Annotated in this window: 20 protein-coding genes; 3 read left to right on the forward strand and 17 right to left on the reverse strand. The window is 66.4% G+C overall.

Translation table 11 applies throughout. The features are described from left to right. Nucleotides 1–80 precede the first annotated feature (80 nt). From QRM60_RS11905 to QRM60_RS11975, 15 genes are all read right to left on the reverse strand, one after another. Nucleotides 81–875: a prolyl oligopeptidase family serine peptidase gene (locus QRM60_RS11905; protein WP_228418894.1), complete on the reverse strand. Its 795-nt coding sequence runs from the start codon at nt 873–875 to the stop codon at nt 81–83. Between the two features lie 98 nt (nt 876–973). Continuing rightward, nucleotides 974–2,335 (reverse strand): magnesium transporter, encoded by a 1,362-nt coding sequence (gene mgtE, locus QRM60_RS11910; RefSeq protein WP_011037936.1) that lies wholly within the window; start codon nt 2,333–2,335, stop codon nt 974–976. A 143-nt stretch (nt 2,336–2,478) separates the two neighbouring features. Next, nucleotides 2,479–4,209 (reverse strand): phosphoenolpyruvate--protein phosphotransferase, encoded by a 1,731-nt coding sequence (gene ptsP, locus QRM60_RS11915; RefSeq protein ID WP_228418896.1) that lies wholly within the window; start codon nt 4,207–4,209, stop codon nt 2,479–2,481. A gap of 58 nt (nt 4,210–4,267) precedes the next feature. Continuing rightward, a complete protein-coding gene (locus QRM60_RS11920) occupies nt 4,268–4,537 on the reverse strand; it encodes an HPr family phosphocarrier protein (protein WP_011037934.1) in 270 nt (89 codons plus the stop codon). Continuing rightward, nucleotides 4,530–4,922, reverse strand: coding sequence for a hypothetical protein (locus QRM60_RS11925; RefSeq protein WP_011037933.1), 393 nt, complete (start codon nt 4,920–4,922; stop codon nt 4,530–4,532). The genes QRM60_RS11920 and QRM60_RS11925 overlap by 8 nt, the downstream gene beginning before the upstream one ends. Nucleotides 4,923–5,407: 485 nt before the next feature. After that, nucleotides 5,408–6,280, reverse strand: coding sequence for an RNase adapter RapZ (gene rapZ, locus QRM60_RS11930; protein WP_014508477.1), 873 nt, complete (start codon nt 6,278–6,280; stop codon nt 5,408–5,410). Next, nucleotides 6,277–7,227, reverse strand: a complete 951-nt coding sequence (gene hprK, locus QRM60_RS11935; RefSeq protein WP_016904610.1) for an HPr(Ser) kinase/phosphatase — start codon at nt 7,225–7,227, stop codon at nt 6,277–6,279. Before hprK ends, rapZ begins: the two co-directional genes overlap by 4 nt. Beyond that, entirely contained in the window at nt 7,224–7,682 is a 459-nt protein-coding gene (locus QRM60_RS11940; RefSeq protein ID WP_011037931.1) for a PTS sugar transporter subunit IIA, read from the reverse strand. Before QRM60_RS11940 ends, hprK begins: the two co-directional genes overlap by 4 nt. Before the next feature lie 21 nt (nt 7,683–7,703). Further along, nucleotides 7,704–8,021: a ribosome-associated translation inhibitor RaiA gene (raiA, locus tag QRM60_RS11945; protein WP_011037930.1), complete on the reverse strand. Its 318-nt coding sequence runs from the start codon at nt 8,019–8,021 to the stop codon at nt 7,704–7,706. 87 nt (nt 8,022–8,108) lie between these two features. Further along, nucleotides 8,109–9,545, reverse strand: a complete 1,437-nt coding sequence (locus tag QRM60_RS11950) for an RNA polymerase factor sigma-54 (RefSeq protein WP_115540718.1) — start codon at nt 9,543–9,545, stop codon at nt 8,109–8,111. 39 nt (nt 9,546–9,584) lie between these two features. Next, a complete protein-coding gene (gene lptB, locus QRM60_RS11955; RefSeq protein ID WP_011037928.1) occupies nt 9,585–10,304 on the reverse strand; it encodes an LPS export ABC transporter ATP-binding protein in 720 nt (239 codons plus the stop codon). Continuing rightward, nucleotides 10,304–10,840, reverse strand: coding sequence for a lipopolysaccharide transport periplasmic protein LptA (gene lptA, locus QRM60_RS11960; RefSeq protein WP_011037927.1), 537 nt, complete (start codon nt 10,838–10,840; stop codon nt 10,304–10,306). The genes lptB and lptA overlap by 1 nt, the downstream gene beginning before the upstream one ends. After that, nucleotides 10,818–11,393, reverse strand: coding sequence for an LPS export ABC transporter periplasmic protein LptC (gene lptC, locus QRM60_RS11965; RefSeq protein WP_115556476.1), 576 nt, complete (start codon nt 11,391–11,393; stop codon nt 10,818–10,820). The genes lptA and lptC overlap by 23 nt, the downstream gene beginning before the upstream one ends. Further along, on the reverse strand, nt 11,390–11,938 hold the full coding sequence (locus QRM60_RS11970) for an HAD hydrolase family protein (RefSeq protein ID WP_040940921.1): 549 nt from the start codon (nt 11,936–11,938) through the stop codon (nt 11,390–11,392). Before QRM60_RS11970 ends, lptC begins: the two co-directional genes overlap by 4 nt. A gap of 48 nt (nt 11,939–11,986) precedes the next feature. Further along, nucleotides 11,987–12,988 (reverse strand): KpsF/GutQ family sugar-phosphate isomerase, encoded by a 1,002-nt coding sequence (locus QRM60_RS11975; RefSeq protein ID WP_011037924.1) that lies wholly within the window; start codon nt 12,986–12,988, stop codon nt 11,987–11,989. A 53-nt stretch (nt 12,989–13,041) separates the two neighbouring features. Here QRM60_RS11975 and QRM60_RS11980 point away from each other — a divergent pair, with 53 nt between their 5' ends. The 3 genes from QRM60_RS11980 to QRM60_RS11990 all read left to right on the forward strand — a co-directional run bounded on the left by QRM60_RS11980 (nt 13,042) and on the right by QRM60_RS11990 (nt 14,978). After that, the gene (locus QRM60_RS11980) at nt 13,042–13,269 is read left to right on the forward strand and encodes a BolA/IbaG family iron-sulfur metabolism protein (RefSeq protein ID WP_011037923.1); all 228 of its coding nucleotides are present in this window, start codon (nt 13,042–13,044) and stop codon (nt 13,267–13,269) included. Between the two features lie 114 nt (nt 13,270–13,383). Next, complete coding sequence (gene murA, locus QRM60_RS11985; protein ID WP_011037922.1) at nt 13,384–14,658, forward strand: UDP-N-acetylglucosamine 1-carboxyvinyltransferase; 1,275 nt, start codon at nt 13,384–13,386, stop codon at nt 14,656–14,658. Further along, on the forward strand, nt 14,655–14,978 hold the full coding sequence (locus QRM60_RS11990; RefSeq protein WP_014508471.1) for a hypothetical protein: 324 nt from the start codon (nt 14,655–14,657) through the stop codon (nt 14,976–14,978). Before murA ends, QRM60_RS11990 begins: the two co-directional genes overlap by 4 nt. A gap of 294 nt (nt 14,979–15,272) precedes the next feature. Here the strand turns inward: QRM60_RS11990 and QRM60_RS11995 are convergent, their stop codons facing one another. Together QRM60_RS11995 and QRM60_RS12000 are read right to left on the reverse strand one after the other, a co-directional pair. Beyond that, entirely contained in the window at nt 15,273–15,956 is a 684-nt protein-coding gene (locus QRM60_RS11995) for a DUF3108 domain-containing protein (RefSeq protein WP_012437779.1), read from the reverse strand. Between the two features lie 3 nt (nt 15,957–15,959). Continuing rightward, a complete protein-coding gene (locus QRM60_RS12000) occupies nt 15,960–16,757 on the reverse strand; it encodes a DUF3108 domain-containing protein (protein ID WP_016944114.1) in 798 nt (265 codons plus the stop codon). Nucleotides 16,758–16,814 lie beyond the last annotated feature (57 nt).

Here is a 16,814-nt window from a genome sequence, read left to right on the forward strand (position 1 = left end):
CAGCCAAGGCAGCAAGGCCACGCAGAAGTGCCGGCCTCGCCGCTGCGCCATCGTTCGCCAGGTCGATGTCTCCCAGCCGGCTAGCGCAGGCGCTGCTTGAACATCCAGTCCCACATCGCCGGATCGGCGTAGGTGGCGTCCCAGGCGTTGTGGTTGCCGTTGGGGTATTCGCTGTAACGCACGTTGGCGCCCACGCCCTTGGCGGCGCGGTACAGCGCGCGGTCGTCGTGCGGCGGGACCGCCTCGTCCTTGGCGCCATGGAACATCCAGATCGGCACGTGCTTCAGGCGCGTGACGGCCGCGGTATACGGGTCGGCTTCTTGCGCCACCAGGCTCACGTACAAGGTGCGGCGCTCATCGCGGGGGGCCTTGAGCGCGCCGCAGATCGGCACGATGGCGGCAAAGCGCTGCGGCTGCATCAGGCCGATTTCCCAGGCGCCATAGCCGCCCATCGAAATACCGGTGAGATAGGTGCGCTGCGGGTCGGCGGAAAACTCGGCACTGGTGGCATCCAGCGCTGCAATCGCCATGCGCGCATTGATCCCCAGCCATTCCTCGTCGTCCGGCACCTGCGGCAACACCACCAGCGCGGGAAAGTCGGCGGTGTGTTCGCTCAGGTAGGGGCCAACGCCCACCTCGGCCTGGTTACGGCCATTGTCGCCACGCTCGCCCGAGCCATGCAGGAACAGCAGGATCGGCCGCGGTTGCGGCGACGTGCCCACCGGCACGAACACCTGGTACTGGTAGTGCCGGCCTTCGATCTCCAGCGAGCGCGTCACGAAGTGACCGCGGCGGGTGTCCTGGTGCCGGTCAACCAAGCTGGAACAGCCGGCCAGCAGCAGCGCGAGCACCACCAGCAAAAGACAACGACGCATCACGCAGCACTCCCTGGCAAAGACAGGCCTGCAGTATCGCCGCCAACGCGTGTCGCGGCATGTCGCGTTGCGGCGAGGGCGCGGCGCGCGTCATTGGCTCAGCGCAACAGGATCAAGGTGGCCAGGCCGAGGAAGCTCAAAAAGCCCATCACATCGGTCAGCGTGGTCAGGATCACGCCGCCCGCCAGCGCGGGGTCGAAGCCCAGCCGCTTCAGTGTCACCGGCACCAGCACGCCACCAAACGCGGCGGTGAGCATGTTCAAGGTCAATGCGGTGCCGATCACCAGCGACAGCATCGGTTGGCGGAACCACACCAGCACAATCACGCCCAGCCCGATGCCCAGCACCATGCCGTTGATCAGCGCCACGGTCAGTTCCTTCTTGAGCAAGGTCATCACGTTGGACGAGCCGATCTGCCCCAGCGCCAGGCCGCGCACCATCAGTGCCAGCACCTGGGTGCCGGCATTGCCGCCCATGCCGGCCACGATCGGCATCAACGCCGCCAGCGCGACCAGTTTTTCGATGGTGCCTTCGAACTGGCTGACCACGCTGGAGGCCAGGAACGCGGTGCACAGGTTGATACCCAGCCAGATCAGGCGGCGGCGGAACGCGCGCCGCGCCGGGCTGAACATGTCTTCGTCCTCGTCCAGGCCGGCGGCGCTCAACGCCTGGTGCTCGGCCTGCTCGCGGATGATGTCGACCACGTCATCGATGGTGATGCGGCCGAGCAGGATGTTGTTGTCGTCCACCACCGGGGCGGAGATCCAGTCATGGTCGGAGAAGCGGCGCGCCACTTCATCCGACCCATCGCCGACATCGATCGCCGGCTGCTCGTCGTCGATCAGCCGATTGACCGGCGTGCTGTCTTCATGGGTGACCAGCGCCGCCAACGGCACCCGGCCCAGATACTGGTGGCGCCGGCTCACCACGTACAGGTGATCGGTGTGGTCAGGCAGTTCGCCGCGCAGGCGCAGGTAGCGCAGCACCACGTCCACGTTGACGTCGGCGCGTACCGTCACCACGTCCGGGTTCATCAGGCGCCCGGCGGTGTCTTCCGGATACGAAAGCACCTGCTCCAGCCGCTCGCGGTTCTCGCGGTCCATCGACTTGAGCACTTCGTCGATGACGGTATCGGGCAGGTCCTCGACCAGGTTGGCCAGGTCGTCGATGTCCAGGTCTTCGACCGCGGCGACGATTTCGTCCGGGTCCATGTCGGCGAGCAGGCTCTCGCGTACTTCATCGCCCACATGCAGCAGCACCTCGCCATCGTCTTCCGGGTCGACCAGCCCCCACACCACCTCGCGCTTGCCCGGCGGCAGTGATTCCAGCAGGTTGCCGATCTCCGCCGGCGCCAACGTATTGACCAACCGGCGCACCGGCCCGAGACGCCCGCTGTCCAGCGCGTCGGACAGCAGGCGTAGCTGGCGCGCGGTCTTGTCGTGGCGGACGGCTTCGGCCATGCGCGGCTCCCTGGTGGAGTGAACGCGTCTCTTCAGAGGCCGCGGTGCTGGATCAGCAGGGCATTATCGCTTGCGCACGGTGACGAAACATACAGTGCAGGTGCAGCGGTGCCCGCGCGCTGCGGGCGCGGGTGTGGCGCAACTCAGTGCAGCAGGCCTTGCGCCACGCTTGCCAGCCATTTTTCGATGCCCTTGCGGTCGCGCGCGCGCAGCAGTTTTTCGCCGTGCACGCGCAACTGGCCCAGATGCAGGTCGCGCACCGCGCGGCGTACTTCCAGCAAGGTGGCCGGATGCAGGCTGAACTCGGTGAGGCCCAACGCAAGCAGCATCGCCACGAAGCGCGGGTCGCCGGCGATTTCGCCACATACGGCCACCGGCTTGTTGTGCGTCCGCCCGGTGGCGATGACCTGCGCAATCAATCGCAGCACCGCCGGATGCAACGGCGAATACAGCTCGCCCAGCGCCTCGTTGTTGCGGTCCACCGCCAGCAGGTACTGCACCAGGTCGTTGGTGCCGATCGACAAAAAGTCGATGTCGTCGATGAAGCAGTCCAGCGCCAATGCCGCCGCCGGCACCTCGATCATCGCGCCGAGCGGAATGTGCTCCGCGATCTCGTGGCCTTCGTCGCGCAGCTGCGCGGTGAGCTTTTTCAGCTGTTTGCGCACCAACAGGATTTCCTCGCGCCCGCTGACCATCGGCACCAGGATGCGCACCGGGCCGTAGCCGGACGCGCGCAGGATCGCGCGCAGCTGTGCCTGGGCCACCGCAGGCCGGGCAAGCGACAGGCGCACCCCGCGCAGGCCCAGCGCCGGGTTGTCCTCATCGCTCAGGGTGAGCCCGGTGCGGTCGGCCTTGTCCGCGCCCAGATCCAGCGTACGGATGGTCACCGGCCGGCCGCTCATGCCCAGCACGGTGTCGCGGTAAGTGTGGAACTGCTCGTCTTCGTCCGGCAGCTCGTTGCGCTGCAGGAACAGGAATTCGGTGCGGTACAGCCCCAGCCCGCTCGCGCCCAGCGCATGCGCCTTGGCCACGTCTTCCAGCGACTCGGCATTGGCCAGCAGGGTGATGTCGACGTTGTCGCGCGTGCGGGTCGGCTTGGAGCGCAACCGGCCCAGTTCGCGTTGTTCCTTGGCCAGCGTGCGCAGCCGCTCGCGGTAGTCGCGTAGATGCTCGGGCGTGGGGTCGACGATGACCTGGCCGGAGCCGGCATCGACGATCAGCACGTCGCCATCGTTGACCCGCTGCACCGCGTCGGCCACGCCGACCACCAAGGGCAGGTGCAGGCTGCGCGCCAGGATCGCGCTATGCGAGAGCGCACTGCCGGCGGTGGTGACGATGCCGACCACGCCTTGCGCCTGCAGCTGCGCCAGCTCCGACGGTGCCACGTTGTCGCACACCAGGATCTCGCCGGCCACGCCCTTGAGGTCGGGCGCGCGCTTGTGCAAAAACGCATGAATGCGGCCGATCACATGGTCCAGATCGTCCATGCGGCTGCGCAGGTAGGCATCTTCCATGCCGTCGAACACGGCCGCCAGGCGATCGCGTTGCACACGCAGCGCATAGTCGGCGCTGTAGCGGTGCGTGCGGATCAAATCGTCTAGCCCCTGCAGCAGTTCCGGGTCGTCCAGTAACAGCGCGTGCAGTTCGAGGAATTCGCCCACTTCGCGGGCCAGCGCGCCATGCAGCCGGTCGCGCAGTTGCTGCATCTCGGTGCGTGCGGCGGCAATGGCCGCGTGCAGACGCTGTAGCTGGGTTTCGACCTGGTTGGCCGGCACGCGTTGCTCGGCCACCTCCAGCGTGTGGCTCTGGCGGACGCGGGCGCGCCCCAATGCGTTACCGCGCGAGGCGGCATGTCCGCGCAAGCGCAGACTCATGCGCGGCCTTGGCGCAGCCGCGCCGTGTCGGTCAGCACGGCACCGACGCAGCGCATGCTCAGCTGTCCTCGTCGAAGCGGCGCTCAAACAGGTCCACCAACGCCTGCAGCGCCTCGGCCTCGTCTTCGCCATCCAGGCGCACCATCACGCTGGTGCCCTGGCCGGCAGCCAGCAGCATCACGCCCATGATGCTCTTGGCATTCACTTCGCGGCCCTTGGCCGCCAGCGTGGCATTGGCGCGGAAGGACGACAGCGTCTGCACCAGCTTGGCGGTTGCCCGCGCATGCAGTCCCAGTCGATTGGAAACTATGAGTTCGCGTTCAAGCATCGTCGATGATCGCTCCGTTGCGGGTACCGGCCGCCGCGGTGGCGGGCAGCTCCTGCAAACCTTGTTCGGGGTAGTTCATCACCCGCAGCAGCATGGGCAGGCTGAGCGCAGACACCCGGCGAACCGGGGTGCCCAGCTTGGCCAGCCGACTGGCGAGATTGCTGGGGCTGGCGCCGTACAGGTCGGTCATGACCAACACGCCGTCGCCGCTGTCGACCCGACGCATCGCTGCCGAGGCCTGGGGCAATAACGCGTCCAGGTCTGCATCGAGCGGAACCTCGAAGGATTCGGTCTTCAACGGCAAATGCCGCAACAGCCCCGTCGCCACGTCCAAGAACGCTGCGCCGATGCCGGGATGAGTAATGAGGAGAATGCCACAGGCCATGCCGAAACGTTAACAGGTCAGCATGACCACGCGATAGCGTTTGCCGGGCACCGATGTGTTGCGAAATGAATGGGCGTTTAGCCTGCTGCAATTGGGTGTGGATTGCGGGCGATGTACGCTCCGCTGACAAGGTGACGATGTGATGTGCGTTGCGTCTGCACCGGTATCGCGGCAAGCGAGCGCTGCAGTGGGTTGCTCAGCGGCGATGCTCTTAGCGCGTGACTTGGCGACGCCTTTGCCGTGTTTCCAATTCGCAATGCGTGCCGACGCCTATCGCTTGGGTCAGCGCGGTCGACCGCGTGGAGATAGAGCAATGCAATAAGTGCGTCGGCCACGCACTGCTCAGCGACAAAGTCCAATCACATCAAGCGCGCACGGTAGCCGCATCAGACAAACGCAAGGTTCCCTCCAGCTGACCAGCCGCGCCGCAGACCACATCACACCGCTTCAACGATTCCCAAATCCCGATTCCCCAATCCCGAGATTCAATCCTGCTCGCGATGAAACGTCGCCACTTCCGGCCAGCCCTGTTCGCGTGCATGGCGCGCCATGCGCTCGGCCAGATACACCGAGCGATGCTTGCCGCCGGTGCAGCCGAAGGCGATGGTGACGTAGCTGCGGGTGTCGTTGCGCAGGCGCGGCAGCCAGGTATCGAGTAGGTCCACGATCTGCGCCGAATAGCGGATCACGTCCGGCTCCTTGTCCAGGTAATCGCGCACGCCGGCATCGCGGCCGGTGAGTGGGCGCAGCTCCGGGTCCCAATGCGGGTTGGGCAGCACACGCGCATCGAAGACGAAGTCGGCCTCGGCCGGCACGCCGCGTTTGTAGGCGAAGGATTCGAACAGCAGCGACAAGCGGTCGCTGTTGCCCAGCGCGAACTCGGTGACCACGCGCCGGCGCAGCTGGTGCACGTTGAGCGCGCTGGTATCGATGATGGCATCGGCCTGCGCACGCAACGGCGCAGTCAATTCGCGCTCGCGGGTGATCGCTTCCGGCAATGCCAGGCCGAGCTGGCTGAGCGGATGGCGGCGGCGAGTGTCGGCGTAGCGCTTGAGCAGGGCTTCGTCGCTGGCTTCGAAAAACAGCAGGCGTGCCTCGATGCCGTATTCCTGTGCGGCCTGCCGCCACTGCGCCAGCTGGGTCAGGTCGCTGCGGCTGCGCACGTCGATGCCCACTGCCAGGCGCTGGTCGCCGAGCGGGTTGCCCCGCAGCCGGCTGCGCACAAAGTCCGGGAGCAACTCGACCGGCAGATTGTCCGAGCAGTAATAGTCGAGGTCTTCGAAGGTCTTCAGCGCCACCGACTTGCCGGACCCGGACAACCCGCTGACGATCATCAAGGTGGACGCGGCAATGCTCATGGGGTGCGTCGCTCCAGCAGGTTGCTGTGGCGGGCGATGAACATCGCCGCCGGGTCGATGCCCTTGGTGCGCAGGATGTGCAGGCGGGTGGCCGCCTCGGTCAGCACGGCCAGGTTGCGGCCGGGCATCACGGGCAGGGTGATCAGCGGCACGTCCAGATCCAGCACGTGGCGGCTGCCGGAATCACCGGTCAGGCGCTCGTAGCCGGAAGGCGTGGGCTCGGTCATCGGCCGGGTCAGGTGCACGATCAGGCGCAGGTACTTGTTCTTCTTCACCGCGGTGTCGCCGAACATGTCGCGCACGTTCAACACGCCCAGGCCGCGCACTTCCAGCAGATCCTGCAACAGCTCGGGGCAGGTGCCGTCGAGCACGTCCGGCGCGATCTGGGTGAACTCGGGTGCGTCGTCTGCCACCAGGCGGTGCCCGCGGCTGAGCAGTTCCAGCGCCAGCTCGCTCTTGCCCGAGCCGGCCTCGCCGGTGATCAGCACGCCGATCGAATAGATCTCCATGAACACGCCATGCAGCGTGACCCGCGGCGCCAGCGTGCGCGCCAGGTGGTAGGACAGATGATTGAGCAGTTCATGGCCGCGCTTGGGCGAGATCCACAGCGGCGTATTGGATTCATCCGCAGCCGCGCGCAAGTCTTCCGGGCAGGACTGGTTCTTGCTGATCGCCAGTGCCAGCGGCTGCACCTGGATGATCTTTTCGATCGTCTCCCAGCGTTGCCGCGCATCCAGCGAATCCAGCCAGGCCAGCTCCTCGGTGCCCAGGATCTGCACCTTGTTTGGGTAGATCACATTGAGGTAGCCGGCCAGCGAGGGGCGGCGCGCATTATTGCTGCCGGCTTCGATTTCGCGGTGCTCGCCCTTTTGCCCGGCAACCCAGCGCAGCGCCAGCTTGTCGCGCTGCTGGTCGAACAGCTCACGTGCGGTGATGCTGGTATTCATGCGGCACTCGCGTGTGGGGGCGGTACCTCGGTCAGCAGCGCCATCAGGGCCTGAGCATCGGGCGCGGCGCGCAGCTGCTGGCGAAAATGGCTGTCCGAAAAACGCTCGGCCAGTTCCGACAACAGCATCAGGTGCTGATGCGTGTAGTGCGCCGGCACCGCCATCGCAAACACCAGGTCCACGGCCTCTTCGGCGCCGAACTCCACCGGCGTCTGCAGCCGCAGCAAGGCGCCGCGTGGTTCGGTGAGGTTGGGGCAGCGCCCGTGCGGAATGGCAATGCCGTGGCCGATGGCGGTGCTGCCAAGGGCTTCGCGCTCGCACAGGTTGGCAAATAGTTCGTCGGTACCGGCCTGGCGGCAGGACAGCAGCTCGGCGGCGGTATGCAGGACGGTGTCGCGATCGGCGGCCGGCGACACCATGGTGCGCACGGCCGCCATCAGATCGGTTAAAGGCATGAGGGCATCAAGCGAGAAGCGTCATGCGGGATTGTCGCGCACCTCGCGGGCGTGGTGGTTACATTTCTTCTCTTTGTGCTTGAGCACCAGGCGGTCGAGCTTGTCGACCAGCAGGTCGATGGCGGCATACATGGTGGACCCGCTGGCATCGGCATGCAGGGTGCGGCCGGGGAGGTTGACGGTGGCGACCACATGGTGGTCTGGCTTGCGGACGGCCAGCTGGGTTCGGACTTCACAGTGCTGGTCGAAGTGGCGCTGCAGGCGCTGCAGCTTGCTTGCCACGTAGTCCCGCAGGGCGGGGGTCACTTCAAGCTGGTGGCCATACGTCTCGATGCGCATCGGATACCTCCATTGGTCGGTGGGCCAATGAACCTTTCCGGTGGTCCGGCGAACCCGGCACAGGCCGGCGTTGCGGTGGTTGCAACGTCAGGCGATGCGCACGCGTTCGTGGGAGGCGGAAATGTTCATGGCCTCACGATACTTCGCAACGGTGCGGCGCGCTACTGGCACGCCGGAAGTTTTCAACAGATCTGCCAACTTGGCGTCAGACAGCGGCTTGCGCGGGTTTTCCGCATCGATCAGGCGCCGGATCATCGCCTGGATCGCCGTGCTGGAGGCCTCGCCGCCGCTGTCGGTGTCGATGCCGGAGGCAAAAAACGAGCGCAGCGGGATGGTGCCGCGCGGCGTGCGCACGTACTTGCGGGCAATGGCACGCGAAATCGTCGATTCGTGCAGGCCCAGCTCGCCGGCGATCTCGCGCAGGGTCAGCGGGCGCAGCGCCTGCGCGCCGAACTCCAGGAACCCGGCCTGGTGCTGCAGCAGGCAGCGCACCACCCGCAGCAGGGTCTCGCCGCGCGCTTCCAGGCTCTTGAGCAGCCAGCGCGCTTCCTGTAGCTGGCCGCGCAGGTAGCCGGCGTCGGATTCACCGCAGCTGCGGATCAGTTGCTCGTAGCCGCGGTGGATGGTCACCTTGGGTTGCGCGCGGCCGGCCAGGGCGGCGCGCCAGACGCCACGCTGGCGCCAGATCACACAGTCCGGCACCACGTAGGTGTCCTGCGACAGCGCGCTGATCTGCTTGCCCGGGCGCGGGTCCAGCGATCGCACCAGCTGCACGGCCTGCTCGACATCGGCGGCGGAGCGCTTGAGTTCGTGGGCCAGGCCGGCAATGCCGCTGCGCGGCAGCCGTTCCAGCGGCCCGGCCACGATCTGCAGCGCCAGCTCGCGTGCCGGCGTCGCCGGATCGAGCACCTGCAGCTGCAGCGCCAGACATTCGCCCAGCGAGCGCGCACCGATGCCCACCGGGTCGAAGCGCTGGATCTGGTGCAGCACGGTCAGCACTTCGGCCTCGTCCACGTTGCCGAGGTTGAGCGTCTCCAGAATCGCGCTGAGCGGCTCGCGCAGGTAGCCGTCTTCGTCCAGGGCATCGATCAGAATCGCGCCGATCTGGCGGTCCCTTGGCGACAGCGGTGACAGGTGCAACTGCCACAACAGGTGGTCGGCCAGCGTTTCGGACTCGGCCACGCGCTCGGCGGCGTCGCCGTTGTCGTCATCGTCGAAGCTGCCGCCACTGCCAGTGCCGGTCCATTGCAGCTCGTCCTGCGACCAGTCGTCGTCGCGCTCGGCAGGCGCCGGCTCGTCGCGTTGGCGTTCTTCGTTGGAGGCGGAGGGCGACGGTTCGACCGGCGCCTCGCTGGCCGCATGTGCGGCTTCGTCGGCCCACTCCAGCAGTGGATTGGTCTCCACCGCTTCGGCGATTTCCACTTCCAGCTCGGTGGTGGACATCTGCAATAGTTTGATCGCCTGACGCAATTGCGGCGTCATGACCAACTGCTGTCCTAACGATGTCTGGAGCCGGGCTTTCATGCGGACACTAGCTGGATGACCTATGGCGCGGCGACGCGCTCAAAGGCGGAAGGTGTCCCCCAGATAGACGCGCCGCACGTCGGGATTGTTGAGCAAAGCGTCCGGTGCCCCCTGCGCCAGCACGCCCCCCTCGGCGAGGATATACGCGCGGTCGCAGATTCCCAAGGTCTCGCGCACGTTGTGATCGGTGATCAACACGCCGATGCCGCGTTCCTTGAGGTGAATGACGATGCGCTGGATCTCGCCGACCGAAATCGGGTCCACGCCGGCGAACGGTTCATCGAGCAGCATCATGCGCGGTTTGGCGGCCAGCGCGCGGGCAATCTCGCAACGGCGCCGCTCGCCACCGGACAGGCTGGCGCCCAGCTGGTCGGCCACATGGGTGATCTGCAGCTCTTCTAGCAGCGAGGCCAGTTCTTTCTCCTGGCCTGGCCCATCGAGGTCGTCGCGCAGTTCCAGCACCAGGCGGATGTTGTCGGCCACGCTGAGCTTGCGGAACACCGACGGCTCCTGCGGCAGGTAGCCCACGCCGAGCTTGGCGCGCGCGTACATCGGCTCGGCGGTGAGGTCGCGGCCGTCCAGTTCGATACGCCCGGCATCGGCCTCGACCAGCCCGACGATCATATAGAAGCACGTGGTCTTGCCGGCACCGTTGGGGCCCAGCAGGCCGACCACTTCGCCGGCCTCCAGGGTCAGGCCGAACTCCTTGACCACTTCGCGCTGCTTGTATTTCTTGCGCAGACCGGTGGCGACCAGCATTACTTCTTCCCCTGCGGCTTGGCCGGTGCGGGCGCCGCGGCGGGCGCGGCAGTCTTGGGCTGGATGATGGTGCGCACGCGGCTGCCGTCGCCGCCGCTCTGCATGTTGCCGGTCTTGGTGTTGTAGACCATGCGCTGACCAGCGTTGGTGCCCTTGGGCGAATCCACCTTGTAATTGCCGGTGAGGATGATGATTTCGTCGGCGACCTTGTATTCGATGTTGTCGGCCTGGCCATTCATCATCGCGCCGTCGTCCATCTCCTGCTTCAGCGTGGCCTGCTTGCCGTTGAGCACCACGCGGTCGGTCTGGCCGTTCTTCTGAAAGATGTCGGCGGTGTCGGCGTGGATTTCCAGCGTGCCCTGGGTGATCACCACCTTGCCGCTGAAGCGGCACTTGCCGCTGTCATCGAGCATGTTGCAATCGTTGCTGTTGGAGTCGATCGTCATCGGCTGATTGCGATCGCTGGTCTTGGCCATCGCCAATGCGGGCAGCAGCAGTGCGGCAAACGCCAGTTTAGCGGGCAGCATTCGGTTCATAGCGGGTCTTGACCTGGGAAAGGAGCTTGTACTGGCGTGTCTTGAGATCAGCCTCGAAGCCGACCCCGCTTTGCATGATACCCGGCCGGCGCATGGTGACCGGCGCGGCGGTCTTGGCCAGGTTCTGCTGCGGAAATACGTCCAGGCTCTCGGTGCGGAAAGTGGTGGGCGGGGTGTTGCCGGTGGTGGGGCTGTCGCCGGCGACGTCACCACGCAGGCGCATTTCATCGCCCTTGGGGCTGATCCAGCCGGTCTTGGAGCGCAGCGTCCACGGGTTGTTGGCGTTGTCGGGCAGCAGGAACACCGGCGTGGTGATCTCCGAGGTCTGGTCAGCGCGGTTGCGGTGCATCTCCGGCGCGCGCAGCGTCATCGATTCCTTGCCGCTTTCCTTGTCCAGGGCAATCAGCTCGAAGTCGCGCAGCACGTAGTCGGCCTTGGAATCGTCCAACGCCGCAGCAACCGGACGCGCGCGCTGCTGCCAGGCCGACCAGCCGCTGATGATCGCCGCGGCCAGCAGCACGGCGCCGAGCGTGGTGCGCCAATTCCAGGTCATGCCGAGAACCTCGCGATGATGCTGTCGACCTGGCCCTGCGCGGCCAGCACCACATCGCAGACCTCGCGCGCGGCGCCTTCGCCGCCACGTGCGCGGGTGTGCCACTGCACACGTTCGGCAATCCACGGGTGCGCGTTGGCGGGCGCGACCGGCAAGCCGACTGCCAACAACGCCGGCAGGTCGGGCAGGTCATCGCCCATGAACAACACTTCGTCCAGCGAGAGCCCGTGCTCCTGGCACAGCGCCAGCACTGCCAGGCGCTTGTTCTTGACCCCGATCTGCACATGCAAGCCCAGATCCTGGCCACGTTTTTCCGCCGACAGGCTGGCGCGTGCGGTGATCAGCGCCACGTGGATGCCGGCATGCTCCAGCTGCTTCAGGCCCTGGCCGTCGAGCACATTGAAGGCCTTGCTCTCGTTGCCGGCGTGGTCGTAATACAGGCGGCCGTCGGTCAGGGTGCCGTCGACATCGAAACACGCCAGGCGCACGCGGGCGGCGCGGTCGATAAGGTCGGCAGGAAGGTCTTGCAGGGGGGAATAGGGCATCGGCACGAATCGGTGAGAACGGGGTCCGGCGGTTGAAAACTGAACCTGTTAAACCACCTTGGCGCGCAACAGGTCGTGAATGTTCAATGCGCCGACCGCGCGCTGCTGTGCATCGACCACGATCAGGCCATTGATCTTGTAGTCCTCCATCAGGCGCGCGGCCTCGGCAGCCAGCTGGTCGGCACCGATGGTCTTGGGGTTGCGGGTCATCACCTCGGCAATCCCGGCACTGCGCACGTCGATGTCGCTGTCCAGCGCGCGGCGCAGATCGCCGTCGGTGAACAGGCCGATCAGCCGCTCTTGCGCGTCCACCACGGCGGTCATGCCCAGGCGCTTGCGGCTCATCTCCATCAGCGCCTCGCTCAGGCTGGCGTCCTCGCGCACGCGCGGCAGCTCGTCGCCGCCATGCATCACGTCGGTGATGTGCAGCAGCAGGCGGCGCCCCAGGCTACCGGCCGGATGCGAGCGGGCGAAGTCGTCGGCGGTGAAGCCGCGCGCGTCCAGCAGGGCCACCGCCAGTGCATCGCCCATCGCCAATGAGGCGGTGGTGCTGGAGGTCGGCGCCAGGTGCAGCGGGCAGGCTTCGGCAGACACGCTGACATCCAGGTGCACGTCGGCGGCCTGCGCCAGGGTGGAGGCCGGGCGGCCGGTCATGGCGATGATCGGGTTGCCCTGGCGCTTGAGCACCGGCAGCAGCATGCGCACTTCGTCCGATTCGCCCGAATACGACAGCGCCAGCACGATGTCGGCCTCGGTGATCATGCCCAGGTCGCCATGCCCGGCCTCGCCCGGGTGCACGAAGAACGCCGGGGTGCCGGTGGAGGCCAGGGTGGCGGCGATCTTGCGCGCGATATGCCCGGATTTGCCCATGCCGGTGGCGACCACCCGCCCGCGCGAGGCCAGCACCAGCCGGCAGGCGGCGGCAAACGGCGCACCGATGCGCGCGCCTAGCGCGGCCAGGGCCGCCTGCTCGATCTCGAGCACGCGCTGCCCGCTGGCGACCAGGCTGGCGTCGCTGACGGTGGCGGAGGGCAGGTGCGAGACGGCCATGCAGGGCTCGGGTGAAGAGTAGAATGTGCGCTCATTTTATGAGGAAACGCCCTTTGGACGCCGAAACCATCCGTAAACTCATCGAATCCGGCTTGCCTGAAGCCCGCGTCGACGTGCAGGGCGAGGATGGCGTGCATTTCGAGGCGACCGTGGTCAGCCCGGCCTTTGTCGGGAAAGCGCCGCTGGCCCGCCACCGCATGGTCTACGCCACCCTGGGCGAGCTGATGGGCGGGGCGATCCACGCGCTGCAGCTCAAGACGCTGACCCCCGACGAGGCCTGAGCCTTTGGTAACACCTGGCTGGACGGGCGCCCCTGCGCGTTGACCGCCAGCCTCCAGCGCGCGCCTGACCGCCTCCGCATTCCCCTGACTTCATTTCGGATTCCCTGAGTTCCCATGGCAAAAATCGTAGTGACCGGCGGCCAAGCGCTGCACGGTGAGGTCCATATTTCCGGCGCCAAGAATGCGGTGCTACCGATCCTGTGCGCGACCCTGCTGGCCGATGCGCCGGTGGAGATCAGCAACGTGCCGCACCTGCACGATGTGATCACCACGGTGAAGCTGCTCAGCGAGCTGGGCGCCGAGGTCACCATCGACGAAGGCACGCTGGCAAAGGGGCGCTCGATCCTGGTCGACCCGCGCTCGGTCACCCACCAGATCGCGCCATATGAGCTGGTCAAGACCATGCGCGCCTCGATCCTGGTGCTGGGCCCGCTGCTGGCGCGCTACGGCACCGCCGAAGTGTCGCTGCCCGGCGGTTGCGCGATCGGCTCGCGGCCGGTGGACCAGCACATCAAGGGCCTGCAGGCGCTGGGTGCGGACATCAGCGTGGAGAACGGCTACATCAAGGCCACCAGCAACGGCCGGCTCAAGGGCGGACGTTACGTGTTCGACATGGTCAGCGTCACCGGCACCGAGAACGTGCTGATGGCCGCCGTGCTGGCCGAAGGCACCACCGTGCTGGAAAACGCGGCGATGGAACCGGAAGTCACCGACCTGGCCGACTGCCTGATTGCGCTGGGTGCACAGATCGAAGGCGCCGGCACGCCGCGCATCACGGTGCAGGGCGTCGAGCGCCTGGGCGGCGGTCACCATGCGGTGTTGCCGGACCGCATCGAGACCGGCACCTTCCTGGTGGCCGCAGCGATGACCGGCGGCAGCGTCACCGTGCGCCGCGCGCGCCCGGACACCCTGGACGCGGTGCTGGACAAGCTCACCGAAGCCGGCGCGACGATCACCACCACTGCCGACAGCGTCACCCTGGACATGCACGGCAAGCGCCCGCGCGCGGTCAACCTGACCACTGCGCCGTACCCGGCGTTTCCCACCGATATGCAGGCGCAATTCATGGCGCTCAACTGCGTGGCCGACGGCGTGGGCGTGATCAACGAGACGATCTTCGAAAACCGCTTCATGCACGTCAACGAGCTGCTGCGCCTGGGTGCGGATATCCAGGTGGAAGGGCATACCGCGATCGTGCGCGGCGCCGAACGCCTCAGCGGCGCGCCGGTGATGGCCACCGATCTGCGTGCGTCGGCCTCGCTGATCCTGGCTGGGCTGGTTGCCGACGGCGACACCACCATCGATCGCATCTACCACTTGGACCGTGGTTACGAAAACATCGAGGAGAAGCTGGGGGCGCTGGGCGCGACCATCCGGCGCATCGCATGATCCTGCGCGGCCAATTCACCACCCGCCGCAAGGTGCTGCTGGGCGTGATCGTGCTGATCCTGGCGTGGCTGGTCTACGCCTGGTCGGTCGGCATGGCCATCACGCAGGGCGTCGAGTTCAAGGACATGGACTGGAACGGCGACGGCACGGCCAGCCGCGAGGAAATCGCGCAATCGTTCTACGCGGTGGCGGTCAAGAAGACCGTCGAAGGCAAGCGCCACTGCGACCTGTTTTATTGGCGCTCAACCGAAGCGCAGATTCGCGTGGATTGCCGCACGGTGTTCAGTACCGGCGATGACAAGGCTGCGGCCAAGCCGTGAGTTGAGTGCGTAAGGGCGTTGAGAGCCTTGCGCGTCTTGCATATGCCTTGATGTGCGAGATGAGTCGTGCCAGGTGCGAGCTGTGGCGAGACACATGCAGACACAAAAAAGCCCGGCACGCTGCCGGGCTTTTTGATGGTCGATGCGCAGCGCAATGAACGCGCAGATGCACCATCTTCGTTCGTAGGAGCGCGCTCGCGCGCGATGGGGCTTTATCGATAACGCCTCATCGCGCGCAAGCGCGCTCCTACGTCCGGCCGCACACCCGAGATCGGGCGGCGGCCTGGCGAGTCGTCAGCGCAGTGCCTTGATGGTCAGATCCAGCGCGTCCTGGCCTTTTTCCTTTTGCAGTAAGCGCGCCGGCACCGGCAGGTCCTTGACCACCCATGCGATCAATTCCTTGTCGCCGTCCACACGCGACACCTTGGTGGCCTGTTCCTGCTTGCCGTTGACGGTGATGGTTTCCTTGCCCACCACCTTGTAGCTCATCGGCTTGATGCGGCCTTCGTCCACCATGCGGTAGTTCAGCGGCTTGCCAGCGGCCAGGTCGCGGGTGATGGCCAGGTTGATCAGCAGCGCATCCATATCACCCGGCTGCAGCTTGACCGGGCCGCGGCGGTCCGGCTTGATGTCGCCGCTCCAGGTGGCCTGGCTGGTCTTCCAGTCGTAGTTGGCGGTGACGTTGCGCCGCTTGACCATCATCGAAGAGGTGTCGTTGCTGCTGACCGGGCGCAACTGGCCATTGGCTTCTTCGAACACCGTGCTCTGGGTCAGGTTGGCCAGCTGGTTCTGGATGGTGAGCGTGTAGCGCCACTGGTTGGCGCCGGCCGCGGCCAGGGTCATGGTGCCGTTGGCTTGCATGCCCATGTAATTGGCCGAGTAATCGGCCTGGAACGGCTGCACGGCCAGCGCGGGCAGGCTGGCAACCGCCAGGGCCGCTGCGGCAATCAACGAACTGGTACGGGAGAACGTCTTCATGGGTCAGGCTCCTTGGTATTCGACCAGGCGCAGATCGACCTGATCCTCACCTTTGTCACGTTGCAGGATGCGGACCGGCGTAGGCACGCCGTTGGCAATCCAGAGGATGGTTTCGTTGTCGCCGCTGTTGACACGGTACACGCGCAACGCGTCGTAGCTGAGGTCGCCCACCTGCACCACTTCGGTGGCATCGGCGGCGCGGTAATCGTATTGGCGCACCCGGCCGACATCGACGTAGCGATAGCTCAGGCTGCGGCCGGGTTGTGCGTCGCGCATCAGCGACAGATTGAGCGACAGCGCGCTCTGGTCGCCGCGCTGCAGCGGAATCGGCTGCTGACGCTCTTTCTTCAGGTCGCCGTCCCATTGCGCGGTGCCGGCCTGCCAGTTGTAGACGCCGGTGACCTTCTTGCCGAAGAACATCGCCTTGCGCACCGTGCTCTGGGTCAGCGGCACGTAGGTGTCGCCATCGACCCGGAACACGGTGCTCTGCTCCAGGTTCAGGCCCAGGATGCTGGCAAAGCCCTTGCGCCCGCGCACGGCCATGTCGATACGCCATTGGCTGCCGTCGCCGTGACTGACCTGCATGGTGGCGTCGCCGGCTTCCTTGCCGCGGTAGAACGCCTGGTAGGTCGCCACGAATGGCTCCAGCGCCGGCGGCGTCCAGCTACTGGCCGGCAAGGCCGGAGCGGCAGGTTGCGCGGGCACGGGCGCGGCGGCCGGCGCTTGTTGCGCACGGCCGATGCCGGCCTGGCAAAGCAGGGCCGTGGTGAACAACGCGACAGCGAAGGGGAGGACTTTCATGCGCGGGAGCGAGGCACGGGGCCGCAAGGATGTCCGAGAGGGAATGAGGGGCGCGTG

Source organism: Xanthomonas sp. fls2-241-TYG-148 (genome assembly GCF_030208815.1).
Lineage (GTDB): Bacteria > Pseudomonadota > Gammaproteobacteria > Xanthomonadales > Xanthomonadaceae > Xanthomonas > Xanthomonas campestris.

Bases quoted from the DNA above. Each gene is read 5' to 3' on its own strand.
- QRM60_RS11905 (WP_228418894.1), bottom strand. From the start codon at position 875: ATGCGTCGTTGTCTTTTGCTGGTGGTGCTCGCGCTGCTGCTGGCCGGC.
- mgtE (WP_011037936.1), bottom strand. From the start codon at position 2,335: ATGGCCGAAGCCGTCCGCCACGACAAGACCGCGCGCCAGCTACGCCTG.
- ptsP (WP_228418896.1), bottom strand. From the start codon at position 4,209: ATGAGTCTGCGCTTGCGCGGACATGCCGCCTCGCGCGGTAACGCATTG.
- QRM60_RS11920 (WP_011037934.1), bottom strand. From the start codon at position 4,537: ATGCTTGAACGCGAACTCATAGTTTCCAATCGACTGGGACTGCATGCG.
- QRM60_RS11925 (WP_011037933.1), bottom strand. From the start codon at position 4,922: ATGGCCTGTGGCATTCTCCTCATTACTCATCCCGGCATCGGCGCAGCG.
- rapZ (WP_014508477.1), bottom strand. From the start codon at position 6,280: ATGAGCATTGCCGCGTCCACCTTGATGATCGTCAGCGGGTTGTCCGGG.
- hprK (WP_016904610.1), bottom strand. From the start codon at position 7,227: ATGAATACCAGCATCACCGCACGTGAGCTGTTCGACCAGCAGCGCGAC.
- QRM60_RS11940 (WP_011037931.1), bottom strand. From the start codon at position 7,682: ATGCCTTTAACCGATCTGATGGCGGCCGTGCGCACCATGGTGTCGCCG.
- raiA (WP_011037930.1), bottom strand. From the start codon at position 8,021: ATGCGCATCGAGACGTATGGCCACCAGCTTGAAGTGACCCCCGCCCTG.
- QRM60_RS11950 (WP_115540718.1), bottom strand. From the start codon at position 9,545: ATGAAAGCCCGGCTCCAGACATCGTTAGGACAGCAGTTGGTCATGACG.
- lptB (WP_011037928.1), bottom strand. From the start codon at position 10,304: ATGCTGGTCGCCACCGGTCTGCGCAAGAAATACAAGCAGCGCGAAGTG.
- lptA (WP_011037927.1), bottom strand. From the start codon at position 10,840: ATGAACCGAATGCTGCCCGCTAAACTGGCGTTTGCCGCACTGCTGCTG.
- lptC (WP_115556476.1), bottom strand. From the start codon at position 11,393: ATGACCTGGAATTGGCGCACCACGCTCGGCGCCGTGCTGCTGGCCGCG.
- QRM60_RS11970 (WP_040940921.1), bottom strand. From the start codon at position 11,938: ATGCCCTATTCCCCCCTGCAAGACCTTCCTGCCGACCTTATCGACCGC.
- QRM60_RS11975 (WP_011037924.1), bottom strand. From the start codon at position 12,988: ATGGCCGTCTCGCACCTGCCCTCCGCCACCGTCAGCGACGCCAGCCTG.
- murA (WP_011037922.1), top strand. From the start codon at position 13,384: ATGGCAAAAATCGTAGTGACCGGCGGCCAAGCGCTGCACGGTGAGGTC.
- QRM60_RS11990 (WP_014508471.1), top strand. From the start codon at position 14,655: ATGATCCTGCGCGGCCAATTCACCACCCGCCGCAAGGTGCTGCTGGGC.
- QRM60_RS11995 (WP_012437779.1), bottom strand. From the start codon at position 15,956: ATGAAGACGTTCTCCCGTACCAGTTCGTTGATTGCCGCAGCGGCCCTG.
- QRM60_RS12000 (WP_016944114.1), bottom strand. From the start codon at position 16,757: ATGAAAGTCCTCCCCTTCGCTGTCGCGTTGTTCACCACGGCCCTGCTT.